We start from the raw sequence: 14,600 nt of genomic DNA, 5'->3' as shown, positions 1-14,600 counted from the left end.
ATCCTACTCACGGAGGTATCCACGAGTGGCGCGAGAACGGTATGTTCCCCCGCGTGTATCCCCTCGACACGCCGAACAAACGCACCTGGCGTCCGGCCATCGTGGCCGGTGTCGCCGTCGCGGCGCTGCTCGGCGTGGCAGGCGCCGCCGTTGCCGCCGTCGCCAGAGGCGAGACCAGCCAGCCCGCCGTGTGGGTCGCGCCAACCCAGTCGACCCCGGCCGAGCAGGAGTCCCCGACCCAGGAGGCCGCCGAGGAGGAGGAAGCGATCTCGCTGTCCGCCACAGGCGACATCGTGATGGGCAACGCACCGAGCAGCCTCCCGTCCAACGGCGGCAAGGGCTTCTTCGACGGCGTCAAGCGCGACCTCGCCGCCGACCTCGTGATGGGCAACCTCGAGGAGCCGCTCACCGAGGACACCGGCCGGTCCAAGTGCGGGCCCGACTCGACCGGCTGCCACCAGTTCCGGGCGCCGCCGGGCTACGCCAAGCACCTCAAGGACGCCGGCTTCCAGTTGCTCAACCAGGCCAACAACCACGGCAACGACTACGGCGCGGACGGCTACAAGAACACACAGGACGCACTGGAGAAATACGGGCTGAAGCACACCGGCGCCGTCGACCAGATCACCGTGGTCGACGTCAAGGGCATCAAGGTCGCCGTCGTCGGCTTCTCCTCGTACCCCTGGAACAACAGCCTGATCGACATCGAGGCTGGCAAGAAGCTCATCGCCAAGGCCGCGAAGCAGGCCGACCTCGTCGTCGTCCAGGTGCACATGGGTGCGGAGGGTTCGGGCAAGACCCGGGTCAAGCCGGGCACCGAGATGTTCCTCGGCGAGAACCGCGGCGACCCGGTCAAGTTCGCCCGCTCCATGATCGACGCTGGCGCGGACCTGATCGTCGGTCACGGCCCGCACGTGTTGCGGGCGATGGAGTTCTACAAGGGTCGGTTGATCGCCTACAGCCTGGGCAACTTCGCTGGCGGCGGCGGCACGCTCCGCCGCGACGGGCCGCTCGGGCTCGGCGCGGTCCTCAAGGTCGAGCTGACCAAGGACGGCACCTGGGTCGACGGCGAGGTGGTCTCCACCTCGATGAACGCCGCCGGCAAGCCGATCACGGACACCGACGGCGACAGCCTGGCCATGATCAAAGACCTGAGCAACAAAGACTTCCCGCGTACGGGTCCGAAGTTCGACAACGCCGGCAAGATCACCCCACCGGACGCATAGGAACAGGCAGAAACAAGCAGGCTTGACTGTTTGTTTCAGCGCAGCCATGCTCAGGAAATGCGGACCCCGCAGCAGGAACGCAGCCGGGCCACCCAGGCGCGCCTCCTCGACGCGGCCGTCGACAGCCTGGTCGAGCTGGGCTGGGCCGGCACCACCACCACGGTGATAGCCGAGCGCGCCGGTGTCTCCCGGGGCGCCCAGCTGCACCACTACCCCACCAAGGCCGCCCTGGTCATGGCCGCCGTCGAGCACCTCGCCGACCGCCGGGCCGCCGAGATCCGAGCCGAGGCGGCCAGCCTGCCGACCGGAGCGCAACGGGTCGACCGGGTCATCGACATGCTGGCCGCCGCGTTCACCGGCCCGCTCTACGCCGCAGCCCTGGAGGTCTGGGTCGCCGCCCGCACCGATCCCGAGCTGCGCACCGCGCTGGTGCCCGTCGAGGCCCGGGTCGGCCGCGAGCTGCACCGTCTCACCGTCGAGCTGCTCGGCGCCGACGAGCGCCGCCCCGGCGTACGCGAATCGGTCCAGGCCACCCTCGACCTCATGCGCGGCCTCGGCGTCGCCAACCTGCTCTCCGACGACGCCGCCCGCCGCGCCGCCCTGCTGCGCGAGTGGAAACGCCACCTCGCCGCCGTGATCCGCGCCTGAAGGAGGCCCACGTGGTGGAGCTCGCCGACCTGCTCACCGATCTCGACGCGGAGACGGCCGCGGTCGACACCCTGTTGGCCGACCGGCCCGACGAAGACTGGGCGCGGCCGACCCCGAGCCCCGGCTGGACCGTCGCGCACCAGATCGCCCACCTCGCCTGGACCGACCGGGCCGCCCTGCTCGCCACGACCGACGACGCCCAGTTCGTCGCGCTGCTCGCACCGCTCGCCGACGACCCGGACCACCTCGTCGACAAGGGAGCCGAAGGTTTCCTGGCCCCGCCCGACGAGTTGCGGCAACGCTGGATCGCCGGCCACCGCGAGCTCGTCGAAGCGTTGCGGTCGACGCCGGCCGGCAAGCGGATCCCCTGGTTCGGCAACCTGCTCACGCCGCAGTCCATGGCCACCGCCCGCCTGATGGAGACCTGGGCACACGGCCTCGACATCGCCGAGGCGCTCGGAGCGCACAGCACACCGACCGATCGACTAAGGCACGTCGCGTTCCTCGGCTTCCGTACCCTCGGCCACTCGTTCCTGGCACACGGCCGGCCCGCACCGCAGACACCCGTCCGGGTCGAGCTGATCGCGCCGGACGGCAGCGTGTGGGCGTTCGGCCCGGACACGGCGACCGACCGGGTGACCGGCCCCGCCCAGGACTTCTGCCTCCTGGTCACCCAGCGCCGCAACCCCGCCGACCTGGCCCTGGTCGCCACCGGCCCGGTCGCGACCGAATGGCTCCAGGTGGCGCAGGCGTTCGCCGGCCCGCCCGGGGTCAAGCGGGTGGCGGGGGCCGGCCGATGATCCGCATCGGCAACGCCTCCGGCTTCTACGGCGACCGCTTCTCCGCCTGGCGCGAGATGCTCGACGGCGGCGACCTCGACGTGTTGACCGGCGACTACCTGGCCGAGCTGACCATGCTGATCCTTGGCCGCGACCGGGCCCGGGACCCCGCGCTCGGCTATGCCCGCACGTTCCTCCGCCAGCTCGAGACCACCCTCGGCACCGCCCTCGACAAGGGCGTCAAGCTGGTCACGAACGCGGGCGGCCTCCATCCGGCCGGGCTGGCGCAGGCGATCGAGACACTGGCGGAGAAGCACGGCCTGCACCCCCGCATCGGGTACGTCGAGGGCGACGCGATCCCGCACCCCGACGCGCTGACCGCCAACGCCTACCTCGGCGCGTTCGGCATCGCGGCCTGCCTGGACGCCGGGGCCGACATCGTGGTCACCGGCCGGGTCACCGACGCCGCGCTGGTGGTCGGCCCCGCGGCGGCGCGCTACGGCTGGTCCCGCGACGACTTCGACGCCCTGGCCGGCGCGACCGTCGCCGGCCACGTGATCGAGTGCGGCGCACAGGCGACCGGTGGCAACTTCAGCTTCTTCACCGAGTTGCCCGACGGCGCGCGCCGCCCCGGCTTCCCGATCGCGGAGGTCGCCGAGGACGGCAGCTGTGTGATCACCAAGCACCCGGGCACCGGCGGCGCGGTCACGGTCGAGACGGTCACGGCGCAGCTCCTGTACGAGATCGACGCCCCCGGCTACCTCGGCCCCGACGTGGTCACCCGGCTGGACACGGCCGTCCTGCGCCAGTTGGGCCCCGATCGGGTCGCGATCACCGGCGTCAAGGGCACACCGCCGCCACCCACCCTCAAGGTCGGCGTCGCCAACCTCGGCGGCTTCCGCAACTCGATGACCTTCGTCCTCTGCGGGCTGGCCATCGAGGAGAAGGCGGCCCTGGTCCGGGCACAGCTCGAGGACGAGGTCGGCAAGGAGGGCCTGGGGTTCACGCTCGCCCGCACCGACCACCCCGACGCGGTCGACACCGAGGCGGCCAGCGCCCTGCTGCACGTACACCTGAAGGACCAGGACCCGAAGCGGGCCGGGCGGGCGTTCTCGGCCGCCGCGGTCGAGCTCGCTCTGGCCTCTTATCCGGGTTGCACCTTGACCACCCCGCCGGGTGACGCCGCCCCGTTCGGGGTGTTCAGCGCCGACACGATGCCGCAGGACGGCGTCAACCACACCGCCGTGCTGCCCGACGGCAAGCGGGTCACGATCCGCCCGCCGATCCGGACGGCGGAATATCACGCGACCCCGCAACACCAGGCAAAGCTCAAGGACCTGGGCAAGACCACCAGGATCTCCCTGGGCGCGATCCTCGGCGCCCGCTCCGGCGACAAGGGCGGCGACGCCAACCTCGGCGTCTGGGCGCGCACCGACTCGGCCGCCGACTGGCTGCTCGGCTGGCTGACTGTCGACCGGCTCAAGGAGTTGCTGCCCGAGACGGCGCCGTTGACCGTCGAGCGGCACGAGTTGCCCAACCTGCGCGCGGTCAACTTCGTGATCCGCGGCCTGCTCGGCGCCGGCGTGGCCGCGTCGACCCGGTTCGACCCGCAGGCCAAGGCGCTGGGCGAGCTGTTCCGCGCCCGCGTCGCCGAGGTGCCGGCGAAGCTGCTGGACGCCACGTGACGTGCGACATGCGTGTCGCGCCCACCGAGACGCTCGTTACGGAGGTGGCAATGGCCAAGGACGTCTGTGAGGGGTGCGCGTGACTGTCATGGAGACCTCGGTCGACCCGCGCAACCCGTCCTATCTGGAAAATCGCTCGGCGATGCTGGAGCGCCTCCACGAGTACGAGGACGCGCTGGACGACGCGCGGGCCGGCGGCGGCGACAAGTACGTGTCCCGCCATCACGCCCGCGGCAAGCTGCTCCCCCGCGAACGGATCGAGCTGCTGCTCGACCAGGACGCCCCGTTCCTGGAGCTGTCACCGACGGCGGCCTGGGGCACCGACTTCCCGGTCGGCGCGAGCGTGGTCAGCGGCATCGGCGTGATCGAGGGCGTCGAGTGCGTGATCATCGCCAACGACCCGACCGTGCGCGGCGGCGCGATCAACCCGTACGCGTTGAAGAAGACCCAGCGGGCCGGCGAGATCGCCCTGGCCAACCGGTTGCCCCTGGTCAACCTGGTCGAGTCCGGCGGCGCCGACCTGCCAACCCAGGCCGAGATCTTCATTCCGGGCGGCGGTGTCTTCCGCGACCTGACCCGGCTCTCCGCGGCCGGCATCCCGACCATCTCGGTGGTCTTCGGCAACGCCACCGCCGGCGGCGCCTACGTGCCCGGAATGTCCGACTACACGATCATGGTGCGGCACCAGGCGAAGGTCTTCCTCGCCGGCCCGCCCCTGGTCCGGATGGCCACCGGCGAGATCACCGACGACGAGTCGCTCGGCGGCGCCGCGATGCACGCGGGCACGAGCGGGCTCGCCGACTACCTCGCCGAGGACGAGCGCGACGGCCTGCGCCTGGCCCGCCAGGTGGTCAGCAGGCTCAACTGGCGCAAGCTCGGCCCGAGGCCCCGAAACCCGCAGCCGGCGCCGCCGAAGCTCGACACCGAAGACCTGCTCGCCATCGCCTCCGCGGACCAGCGCACCCCGTTCGACCCCCGCGAGGTGCTGGCCCGGATCCTCGACGGCAGCGAGTTCGACGAGTTCAAGCCCGGCTACGGCGCCGCGCTGGTGACCGGCTGGGGCGAGCTGCACGGCTACCCGGTCGGTGTGCTGGCCAACGCCCGCGGCGTGCTGTTCTCCGCGGAGTCGCAGAAGGCCGCCCAGTTCATCCAGCTCGCCAACGCGACCGACACGCCGCTGCTGTTCCTGCAGAACACGACGGGCTACATGGTCGGCGCCGAGTACGAGCAGCGCGGCATCATCAAGCACGGCGCCCTGATGATCAACGCGGTGTCCAACTCGCGGGTCCCGCACATCACGGTCAACCTGGGCGCCTCGTACGGTGCCGGCAACTACGGCATGTGCGGCCGCGCCTACGAACCGCGGTTCCTGTTCACCTGGCCCAACGCGAAGTCCGCGGTGATGGGCCCGACCCAGCTCGCCGGCGTGCTCTCGATCGTGGCGCGGCAGGCCGCCGAGGCCAAGGGCCAGCACTATGACGAGGACTCCGACCAGGCCATGCGGATGATGGTCGAGCAGCAGATCGAGAGCCAGTCGACCGCGCTGTTCCTCTCCGGCCGGCTCTACGACGACGGGATCATCGACCCCCGCGACACCCGTACCGTCCTCGGACTCTGCCTCTCGGCAATCCACAACGGACCGATCAAGGGCGCCGAGGGCTTCGGCGTCTTCCGGATGTGAGGGCTTCGCCAATGATCCGCAGACTGCTCGTGGCCAACCGGGGTGAGATCGCCCGCCGGATCTTCGCCTCGTGCCGGCTGGTCGGCATCGAGACGGTCGCCGTCTACTCCGACGCCGACGGCGACTCGCCGCACGTGGCCGAGGCGGACTACGCCGTCCACCTGCCCGGCAACGCGCCGACCGCGACCTACCTGCGCGGCGACCTGATGATCGGCGCCGCGCGGAAGACCGGTGCGGACGCGATCCATCCGGGGTACGGGTTCCTGTCGGAGAACGCCGACTTCGCCGCGGCCGTCATCGACTCGGGGCTGACCTGGGTCGGGCCGCCGGCGAAGGTGATCGCCACGATGGGCTCGAAGATCGAGGCGAAGCAGTTGCTGGCCGACGCCGGCATCCCGATGCTGCCGACCTGGTTCGACCCGGACCGCGTCACCGAGTTCCCGGTGCTGGTCAAGGCGTCGGCCGGCGGCGGCGGCCGGGGCATGCGGATCGTGCACGACCGCGAGTCGCTGCCCGACGCGATCGCGTCCGCGCGGCGCGAGGCGGCGCTCGCGTTCGGCGACGGCACCGTGTTCCTGGAGCGTTACGTCGAGAGCGCGCGCCACATCGAGGTGCAGATCTTCGCCGACAACCACGGCACCGTGGTGCCGTTCGGCGAGCGGGAGTGCTCGATCCAGCGCCGCTACCAGAAGGTCCTCGAGGAGGCACCCTCGCCGGTGGTCACCGCCCAGTTGCGCGAGCAACTCTGCGCGGCGGCGGCGACCGCGGCCCGGGCGGTCGGCTACGTCGGCGCCGGCACCGTCGAGTTCCTGGTCGACGCGGTCGGCGGCGGCTTCTACTTCCTGGAGATGAACACCCGGCTGCAGGTCGAGCACGCCGTCACCGAGCTGATCACGGGCTTTGACCTGGTCCAGCTGCAGCTCATGGTGGCCGAGGGCAACCCGTTGCCGCTCAACGCCCCGCCGCCGATGCGCGGCCACGCCATCGAGGTGCGGATCTGCGCCGAGGACCCGGCCGCCAACTGGCTGCCGTCCACGGGCACCATGCACCGTTTCCACATCCCGGGGGTGGCCGCCGAGTTCAAGCCGCTCTCCGTGCCCGGTCTGCGGCTCGACGCGGGCGTGCGCGACGGTTCCGTGGTCGGCGTGCACTACGACTCGATGCTGGCCAAGCTGATCGCGTGGGCGCCGACCCGCGCGGATGCGGCCCGGTTGCTCGCCGGTGCGCTGGCCCGCGCCGAGATCCACGGCGTGACGACCAACCGCGACCTGCTCGTGCGTACGCTGCGGCACCCGTCCTACCGCGCCGGCGACACCGACACCGCGTTCCTCGAACGGCATCCCGAGGTGTTCGCGCCGCTGCTCTCCTCGGTCGACGCGGTGCGGGTGTCCTGCCTGGCCGCCGCGCTGGCGGGCGCGGCGGAACGACGCGGTGGCACGACGGTGCTCGGCACGCTGCCGTCCGGTTGGCGCAACGTGCCGTCACGATCACAGACCACCGTGTACGACGGCCCGGCCGGCCCGGTCGAGGTCGGCTACCGGCTCGACCGCTCCGGCGACCTCGTCAACTGGTGGGTCCGCGCGGTCGACCCGGACGACCCGGATCTCGGCGGGCTCGGCCAGCCACCGGCCACCGACGACCACCCGCCGGCGCAGGTCGTCTCGGCCACACCGGATGCCGTCGCCCTCGACGTCAACGGCATCCGGCTGATGTTCACCGTCCGCCGGGTCGGCGACGTGTCCTACGTCGACAGTCCGGAGGGCTCCGTCGCCCTGCACGAGCTGCCCCGGTTCCCGCTTCCGTCCGCCCGGCTGGCCGAGGGCTCGCTCGTGGCACCGCTGCCCGGCCACGTCAGCCGGGTCATGGTGGTGCCCGGCCAGCGGGTCCGCCCGGGCGAGCTGCTGATGACGCTCGAGGCGATGAAGCTCGAGCACCCCGTGTACGCGCCATCCGCCGGCTACGTGTCCGCGCTGCCGGTCGGCCCCGGCTCGCAAGTGGAAACCGGTGCCGTGCTGGCGGTACTTAGTCCCGAGTAACCCGCACCCGAGAGTCGGAGGCCACCCCTCATGAACTTCGACCTGACCCCCGAGCAGAGCGACCTGCGCGACGCCGTGTCGGCGCTCGGCCGCCGCTACGGCCACGAGTACTTCATCGGCAAAGCCAAGGCCGGCGAGCACACCACCGAGCTGTGGGCCGAGGCCGGCAAGCTGGGCTACCTCGGCGTCAACATCCCCGTCGAGTACGGCGGCGGTGGTGGCGGCATCACCGAGCTGACCATCGTCTGCGAGGAGCTGTCCGCGACCGGCTCGCCGCTGCTGCTGCTCGTGGTCTCCCCCGCGATCGTCGCGACGATCATCGCCAAGCACGGCACCGAGGCACAGCGCGTCGAGTTCCTGCCCCGGCTGGCCGACGGCTCGCTGCTCATCGCGTTCGCGATCACCGAACCCGAGGCGGGCTCCAACTTCCACCGGCTCGGCACGGTCGCCCGGCGCGACGGCGACGACTGGGTGCTCAACGGCCGCAAGTGCTTCATCTCCGGCGTCGACCACGCCGACTACGTGCTCGTGGTGGCCCGCACACAGGACGCCGCGAGCGGCCGGTTGATGCCGGCGCTGTTCCTCGTGCCCACCGACGCACCCGGCCTGACGAAGTCGCAGCTCGACATGGAGATCGTGTCCCCGGAGAAGCAGTTCCTGCTCTACCTCGACGACGTCCGGCTGCCGGCTTCCGCCCTCGTCGGCGGTTCCGCGGACGCGGGGTTGCCGGCGCTGTTCGCGGGCCTGAACCCGGAGCGGATCACGGTCGCGGCGATGAGCGCCGGCACTGGGCGCTACGCGCTGGAGCGGGCTTCGAAATACACCGCGACCCGGCAGGTCTGGGGTCGGTCGATCGGGGCGCACCAGGGCGTCGCGCACCCGCTGGCGCACGCGGCGATCCAGGTCGAACTGGCCCGGCTGATGGTCTACAAGGCGGCCGCGCTCTACGACGCGGGTCGGGACCTGGAGGCGGGGGTGGCGGCCAACATGGCCAAGTACGCGACCGCCGATGCCGCGGCGCTGGCGGTCGACACGGCCATCCAGGTGCACGGCGGCAACGGCATGACAACGGAGTACGGGGTGGCAACCCTGCTCGGTGCCGTGCGCGCCGGCCGGATCGCGCCGGTCAGCCGGGAGATGATCCTCAACTTCGTCTCGCAGCACGTACTCGGCCAGGAGAAGTCTTATTGACGGTGCCGCTAGTCTCGTCGGAAAGCGCCCGTAGCTCAGAGGTAGAGCATTGGCCTTCGGAGCCAAAGGTCGGAGCGTTCAAATCCTCCCGGGCGCGCTCATCGTCGCAGCAGCAGTCGCAACAGGTCCATGGCGCGCCGGCGCCGGCCCGCGTCTCCTGACCAGAGGTGCACCGCGGCCAGCGCGGTGACGACGATGCTCAGCGGGACCAGGCCGATAATCAGAGAACGCATCGCCTTTTCCTCTCGGTGGTGGCGGGATGCGTCCACATTGCCTGTCGGATCGCGTCAGAGTCCCGTGGCCGAAACGAGGTCTGACAGCTGACAACGACTCCTGACAACGGGCTCGTTTCCGCGTTCCTTGACACCCTTGCGATCCTTGTTCGTATGCCACCCGGATTGCCGGCCCCCCAGGCCGAGGATCCGAGCGCCCGACTGGCTGAGCTGCGCGATCGCCTGGCCGAGCTGCGGCGTGACTATCAGGGCCACACCTCGCTGCGGGAGATCGCGAAACGCACCGGCCCGGACGGCATCACCTACACCACTGTCGACGCGGTGCTGAAATGCGAGCGGTTGCCTCAGTTGGAGTCGTTGCGGAAAGTGGTGGCGGCGCTCGGCGGCGACAAGGCCATGTTCGAGGCTCTGCACACCGCGGCGGGTCAGCGCAGACCCGAGGTTCCGGCCAAGGCGCGCCCCGCCCACGTCCGGGTCAACACAGAGGCCTGGTTTCCGGTCCTCGCGCGCACGGGCGTCTCCGAGGGCCTGCTGCGCGGCTTGCCGGCCGGCGACGTCGAGCCGGACCTCGCGGAGCTCGACGCGTTCGTCCGCGGTTCACTGCCGGCGATCCAGCTCGACGTGCAGACCGCCTTTCAGTCCCGGGTGTTCAGGGTCGACTCGGCCGCCATGTTCTGGATCGTCATGCTGGTCGACTCGATCCTCACCGGCGACCGCGTCGGTGAGCGGCGGTGGCTGCTCAGCACGACCGACGAGGTCAAACGCCGGCACCCGGAGGAGTTCGAGCGCGTACGCGAAGTCTGGCAATGGACGTTCGACACGTACCTGCGCTCGAGCGCCGACGGCCTGCTGGAATGGTTCGTCGACGAGGCGATAGGTGCGGCCGGCGACGACCACAACCGGTTGTACCGCGGCCTTTCGTTGCTGCTCGACGTGGCCAAGAAGGACCCGCCCTCGGTGCAGCTCATCCGCGCGGCGCTGCAACGCCGCGACGACGAGCTGCGGGCCGACGGGGCTGGCCCCAAGATGCTCGGAAAGCTGCGGGTGCTCATCGTCGGCGCCGACCACGACCACTACACCGAGGGCGAGCTGGCGTTCCGCGACAAGCTCGTGCCCTTCCCGCCGACAGAGGTCCGTCCCTACGAGTTCCGCGCGATGCGGTATCCGCTGCGCGTCGCCGACGTCGAGGCGATCCTGGGTCGCCCGCTCGACGGCGGTCCGGCGCTGCCGTTCGTGCTCGACCAACCGCCGGGCGACGACGCCTTCCGCGGGCTGTCGCAGGAGCTGACCCGGATCATCAGCTCGGTGCCGCCCTTCGAGGACGAAGGGAAATGGCGCTGGGACATCCCGACCGTCGCCGAGTGGCTGACCCTCGCCGACTGCGTCGACCAGCCGTACCCGTGGGGTTGGGAACCGCCGACGCCGAAGCACGCCAATCTCAAGTGGACCGTCGAGAGCCGGCTGAGCCCGGTGGAGACGTTCCTCGAGGGGAAGACCAAGGCCGGCGTCTACGACTGCTGCGGTGGCGTGCACGAGATCGTCCGGGAGCTTCCGCACGAGCGCTTCGAGACCGACCAGCGGTTCGAGGCCGCCTTCCGGATCGCCGGTGGCTCGTACTGGACGCCACCCGCGTGGGTCGACTGTCAAGGTTTCCGGCGTCTGTCCAGACAGGTCCGTGGTGGGCCCCGCAGCACCGTCGGGATCCGCCTGATCGTCTATCGCGAAGCGGACGAAGAGCCGCGCTGGCGGTCGTTGAAGGCGTTTCGCGTCGCCCGTCAGTTCAGAGATCATTGATCATCATGGGTGGAGATGCTTGGATCCTCGAATATGAGGCTTCCTCGCTCTCCGGCCGGCTGGACCATGGCCGTCTTCGGCGTCCTCGCGATCATCATGGGCGTGGTCGGCCTGCTCAGCCCCGACACTCTGCTGAAGAGCCTGGGCTTCGAGGTGCTCGGCTCGCGACCGCCGGGTGACTACACGAAGACGTTCATGGCGGCGTCGTCGATGGCGTCGTTCAACATGGGCGTCTACTACCTGGTCGCCGTCGCCACCGAGTGGCGGCCGTTCTACCTGTTCACGGTCGTCTTCCGGCTGGTGACCTGCACGGTGTTCACGGGCCTGGTGGTCACCGAAGCCGCCCCGGCCCGGTTCTTCGGAGTCGCGGCATGGGAAGGACTCGGCGCGGTCGCCACGGGTGTCGCATTGTGGTTCGAACGAAAGCGGAAGACTTCGGTACCTTCTAACCCGTGAACGGCACATCACCTGGCGCACTTCCTCTGCCAGTTGTGCCTGGATTAACCGATTTGTCGGTGTTCGCGCGGGGCGGTTACGCGACCGTCTACCGGGCGACGCAGGCATCGGTCGGCCGCGAGGTGGCCGTCAAGGTCGAAAATCGCACGCTCGACACCGAGCGCGACCAACGGCGCTTCCTCCGCGAGGCGCGCGCCGCCGGCCGCATGTCGTCGCACCCGCACGTCGTCGACCTCTTCGACGCCGGCATGACCGAGGACCGCCACCCGTACCTGATCATGGAGCTCTGCGACGGCTCGTACGCCGAACGGATGAAGAGCTCCCCGCTGTCGGCAGCCGAATCCCGCGACGTCGGCGTCAAGATCGCTGATGCGCTGGCCGACGCGCACCAACTGGGCGTTCTGCACCGCGACGTCAAGCCGGCCAACATCCTCTACTCGCGGTTCAACGAGCCGGCGCTGGCCGACTTCGGGCTGGCGGTGCTCGCCGAGGTGCGCGACTCCTCGGTGACGCTGGAGGTGCTGACTCCCGCGTACGCCGCGCCCGAGATGTTCCGGCACAGCGAGCCGTCGCCGGCGGTCGACGTCTACGCCCTCTGCGCGACCCTCTACGCGATCATGCGCGGCAAGCCGCCGCGCTGGCGCGAGGACCGGGACCCGAGCCTGGTCACGCTGATGGAGATGTTCACGGAGCGGGTTCCGGACCTGCCGGGCGTGCCGCCGGCCTACCTGGAGTTGCTGCGGCAGGGCATGGCCAACGACCCGGCTGCCCGCCCGTCGGCCGAGGAACTGCGCGACCGGCTGGCCGGCCTGCAGATGGACGCCTTCGGCGCGCCGCGGCCGGTGTCAGGGGCCCCGGTCTCCGGCGGGCCGTCGCCGTCGCAGCCGGTCTCGGGTGGGCCGTCCGTCTACGTCGCGCGCTCCTACACGCCGCCGCCGGGCCCCGGCGATCATCCGACCGTGCCGGGCGCGAGCCGGCGCGGCCGCCGCCGCTGGTGGCTCGGCGGTCTCGGGATGGTCGCCGTGCTGGCGATCGGCGGCTTGACCATGTGGTACGCCAACAGGGCGCCGGACACGGACCCGACCGGCTCCCCGGAGCGGACCCAGAGCGTCACGCTCGGGAGCGAGCCGCTGAACGGGTGCATCGCGCTCCCGGCCGGCGGGCGGTGCCCGGAAGGCCTCGAGTGCTACAGCGGCGACGCCCGGCTGGTCGACTGCGCCGGCACGCACACCTGGGAGGCCTTCGCCGTCGGTGACGTGCCCACATCCCTGACCACTGTCAACCGGGCGACCCTGCGCGCGGACCCCTCGGTCCGCCAGCTGTGTGGCCAATCCAGCTTCGCGGCGGTGACGCTGCTGATGAACCCGCAGGGCTGGACGTTCGACGTGCTCCCACCCTCCGCCGCGGCCCTGGCAGCCGGCGACCGCACGTACCGCTGCCTGGCCGGTCGTGGCCCTGATGCCCTCGACGGACCCGCCCTGTCGCGTTAGGCGCCTAGCTGGCGGCGGACCTCGGCGGCGACGCGGCCGCCCTCGGCCCGACCGGCCACCGCGCCCTGGGCGGCCTTCATCGCCGGACCCATCTGTGCTTTGCCGTTGAACCCTTCCAGGGCCTTGCCGACCACGTCGGCGAGCTCGGCGTCGGAGAGCTGCTTGGGCAGGTAGCGGTCCAGCACCTCACCCTCGGCGGTCTCCTTGGCGGCCTGCTCTGCCCGCCCGGCGTCGGCGAACGCGGTCGCGGCCTCGCGGCGCTTCTTGGACTCGCGGGTGAGCACGGCGAGGATCTCGTCGTCGCTCAGCTCGCGCTTCTCCTTGCCGGCCACCTCGGCGTTGCCGATCGCGGCCAGCGCCATCCGCAGCGTCGACGTCGTCATCTCGTCGCGGGCCTTGAGCGCGGCCCGCATGTCGGTGGTGAGGACGTCCTTCAGCGTGCTCATGAAGCCACAAACTACCCTGGTGGCCATGCGAAAGCGCACGGTATACCGACTGGCGGCCGGCACGGCGATGGCCGGCGCGGCGACGTTCGCCTATGCGGCGCTCGTCGAACGCAACCTGTTCACCCTCCGGCGGTACGAGGTGCCGGTGCTGGCCACGGACGCCGAGCCGCTGCGCATCCTGCACCTCTCCGACCTGCACATGATGCCGGACCAGCGCCGCAAGCAGCGGTGGGTGGCCGCGCTCGCGGGCACCGACCCGGACCTGGTCGTGGTGACGGGCGACAACATGGCCAACCCGGGCGCCGTGCCTGGTGTGATGCGCGCGCTGCAGCCGCTCCTCGACGTGCCGGGCGCGTTCGTCTTCGGCTCCAACGACTACCGCGGGCCGGTCTTCAAGAACCCGTTCACCTACTTCGACAAGGACCGCGAATACGTACAGGGCGTGGAGCTGCCGAGCGAGGAGCTCCGCGAGGTCCTGGTCGGCGCGGGCTGGGCGGACCTGAACAACGCCCGCACGACGCTGAAGGCGGGCGGCCGCCTGCTGGAACTGGTCGGGGTCGACGACCCACACGTGGAACGCGACGACTACCCGTCGGTGGCGGGCCCGGCGTCACCGGCGGCAGACCTGCGGGTGGCCCTGACACACACCCCGGAGCCGCGCGTCCTGGACGCGATGGCCGAGGACGGCTTCGACCTGCTCCTGGCTGGCCACACGCACGGAGGCCAGGTCTGCGTCCCGTTCGTGGGCGCCCTGGTGACCAACTGCGGCCTGCCCCGCTCGATGGCCCGCGGCCTGCACCACTGGCCGGGCAGCAGCGCGTGGCTCCACGTCTCGGCGGGCCTCGGCACACACCCCACGGCTCCCATCCGATTCGCCTGCCGCCCGGAAGCGACTCTGCTCACGCTCATCCCCCGGTAGCCCGGGGATACCGAAT

13 protein-coding genes and 1 tRNA gene are annotated in these 14,600 nt (G+C 71.0%); 12 read left to right on the top strand and 2 right to left on the bottom strand.

All coding sequences use genetic code 11. The features are described from left to right. Nucleotides 1-41: 41 nt before the first annotated feature. From Air01nite_RS20940 to Air01nite_RS20905, 8 genes are all read left to right on the top strand, one after another. Nucleotides 42-1,226 (top strand): CapA family protein, encoded by a 1,185-nt coding sequence (locus Air01nite_RS20940; protein ID WP_203704433.1) that lies wholly within the window; start codon nt 42-44, stop codon nt 1,224-1,226. Nucleotides 1,227-1,283: 57 nt separating this feature from the next. Next, a complete protein-coding gene (locus Air01nite_RS20935) occupies nt 1,284-1,874 on the top strand; it encodes a TetR/AcrR family transcriptional regulator (RefSeq protein WP_203704431.1) in 591 nt (196 codons plus the stop codon). An 11-nt stretch (nt 1,875-1,885) separates the two neighbouring features. Beyond that, nucleotides 1,886-2,674: a TIGR03084 family metal-binding protein gene (locus Air01nite_RS20930; protein ID WP_203704429.1), complete on the top strand. Its 789-nt coding sequence runs from the start codon at nt 1,886-1,888 to the stop codon at nt 2,672-2,674. After that, nucleotides 2,671-4,338 (top strand): acyclic terpene utilization AtuA family protein, encoded by a 1,668-nt coding sequence (locus Air01nite_RS20925; protein WP_239090844.1) that lies wholly within the window; start codon nt 2,671-2,673, stop codon nt 4,336-4,338. Before Air01nite_RS20930 ends, Air01nite_RS20925 begins: the two co-directional genes overlap by 4 nt. 88 nt (nt 4,339-4,426) lie before the next feature. Continuing rightward, on the top strand, nt 4,427-6,019 hold the full coding sequence (locus tag Air01nite_RS20920) for an acyl-CoA carboxylase subunit beta (RefSeq protein ID WP_373310439.1): 1,593 nt from the start codon (nt 4,427-4,429) through the stop codon (nt 6,017-6,019). Nucleotides 6,020-6,030: 11 nt separating this feature from the next. Next, entirely contained in the window at nt 6,031-8,055 is a 2,025-nt protein-coding gene (locus Air01nite_RS20915; protein ID WP_203704423.1) for an ATP-binding protein, read from the top strand. A gap of 30 nt (nt 8,056-8,085) precedes the next feature. After that, nucleotides 8,086-9,246 carry an acyl-CoA dehydrogenase family protein gene (locus Air01nite_RS20910; RefSeq protein WP_203704422.1) on the top strand — a complete coding sequence of 387 codons (1,161 nt, stop codon included), beginning with the start codon at nt 8,086-8,088 and terminating at the stop codon, nt 9,244-9,246. A 24-nt stretch (nt 9,247-9,270) separates the two neighbouring features. Continuing rightward, a tRNA-Arg gene (locus Air01nite_RS20905) sits at nt 9,271-9,343 on the top strand. A gap of 1 nt (nt 9,344) precedes the next feature. On the opposite strand, the gene Air01nite_RS41605 is transcribed toward Air01nite_RS20905, so the two are convergent. Then, complete coding sequence (locus Air01nite_RS41605; RefSeq protein ID WP_275408299.1) at nt 9,345-9,479, bottom strand: hypothetical protein; 135 nt, start codon at nt 9,477-9,479, stop codon at nt 9,345-9,347. Nucleotides 9,480-9,632: 153 nt separating this feature from the next. Between Air01nite_RS41605 and Air01nite_RS20900 the strand changes: the two genes are divergently transcribed. From Air01nite_RS20900 to Air01nite_RS20890, 3 genes are read left to right on the top strand one after another with little or no spacing between them, the layout of a single operon-like run. Continuing rightward, nucleotides 9,633-11,273: an SUMF1/EgtB/PvdO family nonheme iron enzyme gene (locus tag Air01nite_RS20900; protein ID WP_203704421.1), complete on the top strand. Its 1,641-nt coding sequence runs from the start codon at nt 9,633-9,635 to the stop codon at nt 11,271-11,273. 33 nt (nt 11,274-11,306) lie between these two features. Next, entirely contained in the window at nt 11,307-11,729 is a 423-nt protein-coding gene (locus tag Air01nite_RS20895) for a hypothetical protein (RefSeq protein WP_203704420.1), read from the top strand. Further along, entirely contained in the window at nt 11,726-13,219 is a 1,494-nt protein-coding gene (locus Air01nite_RS20890; RefSeq protein ID WP_203704419.1) for a serine/threonine-protein kinase, read from the top strand. The genes Air01nite_RS20895 and Air01nite_RS20890 overlap by 4 nt, the downstream gene beginning before the upstream one ends. Here the strand turns inward: Air01nite_RS20890 and Air01nite_RS20885 are convergent. Next, nucleotides 13,216-13,665 (bottom strand): GatB/YqeY domain-containing protein, encoded by a 450-nt coding sequence (locus Air01nite_RS20885; RefSeq protein ID WP_203704418.1) that lies wholly within the window; start codon nt 13,663-13,665, stop codon nt 13,216-13,218. The two genes, Air01nite_RS20890 and Air01nite_RS20885, sit on opposite strands and share 4 nt — an antisense overlap. A gap of 25 nt (nt 13,666-13,690) precedes the next feature. Between Air01nite_RS20885 and Air01nite_RS20880 the strand changes: the two genes are divergently transcribed. Then, on the top strand, nt 13,691-14,584 hold the full coding sequence (locus Air01nite_RS20880) for a metallophosphoesterase (protein WP_203704417.1): 894 nt from the start codon (nt 13,691-13,693) through the stop codon (nt 14,582-14,584). The last annotated feature ends 16 nt before the right edge of the window (nt 14,585-14,600 follow it).

It is taken from the genome of Asanoa iriomotensis, from assembly GCF_016862515.1.
GTDB lineage: Bacteria > Actinomycetota > Actinomycetes > Mycobacteriales > Micromonosporaceae > Asanoa > Asanoa iriomotensis.
Note: the sequence above shows the minus strand (reverse complement) of the source record. Positions and strands in the feature narration are given on the sequence as shown.

Excerpts from the sequence above, each read along its gene's own strand:
- Air01nite_RS20940 (WP_203704433.1), top strand. The coding sequence starts at position 42 with ATGTTCCCCCGCGTGTATCCCCTCGACACGCCGAACAAACGCACCTGG.
- Air01nite_RS20935 (WP_203704431.1), top strand. The coding sequence starts at position 1,284 with ATGCGGACCCCGCAGCAGGAACGCAGCCGGGCCACCCAGGCGCGCCTC.
- Air01nite_RS20925 (WP_239090844.1), top strand. The coding sequence starts at position 2,671 with ATGATCCGCATCGGCAACGCCTCCGGCTTCTACGGCGACCGCTTCTCC.
- Air01nite_RS20920 (WP_373310439.1), top strand. The coding sequence starts at position 4,427 with ATGGAGACCTCGGTCGACCCGCGCAACCCGTCCTATCTGGAAAATCGC.
- Air01nite_RS20915 (WP_203704423.1), top strand. The coding sequence starts at position 6,031 with ATGATCCGCAGACTGCTCGTGGCCAACCGGGGTGAGATCGCCCGCCGG.
- Air01nite_RS20910 (WP_203704422.1), top strand. The coding sequence starts at position 8,086 with ATGAACTTCGACCTGACCCCCGAGCAGAGCGACCTGCGCGACGCCGTG.
- Air01nite_RS41605 (WP_275408299.1), bottom strand. The coding sequence starts at position 9,479 with ATGCGTTCTCTGATTATCGGCCTGGTCCCGCTGAGCATCGTCGTCACC.
- Air01nite_RS20900 (WP_203704421.1), top strand. The coding sequence starts at position 9,633 with ATGCCACCCGGATTGCCGGCCCCCCAGGCCGAGGATCCGAGCGCCCGA.
- Air01nite_RS20895 (WP_203704420.1), top strand. The coding sequence starts at position 11,307 with ATGAGGCTTCCTCGCTCTCCGGCCGGCTGGACCATGGCCGTCTTCGGC.
- Air01nite_RS20885 (WP_203704418.1), bottom strand. The coding sequence starts at position 13,665 with ATGAGCACGCTGAAGGACGTCCTCACCACCGACATGCGGGCCGCGCTC.
- Air01nite_RS20880 (WP_203704417.1), top strand. The coding sequence starts at position 13,691 with ATGCGAAAGCGCACGGTATACCGACTGGCGGCCGGCACGGCGATGGCC.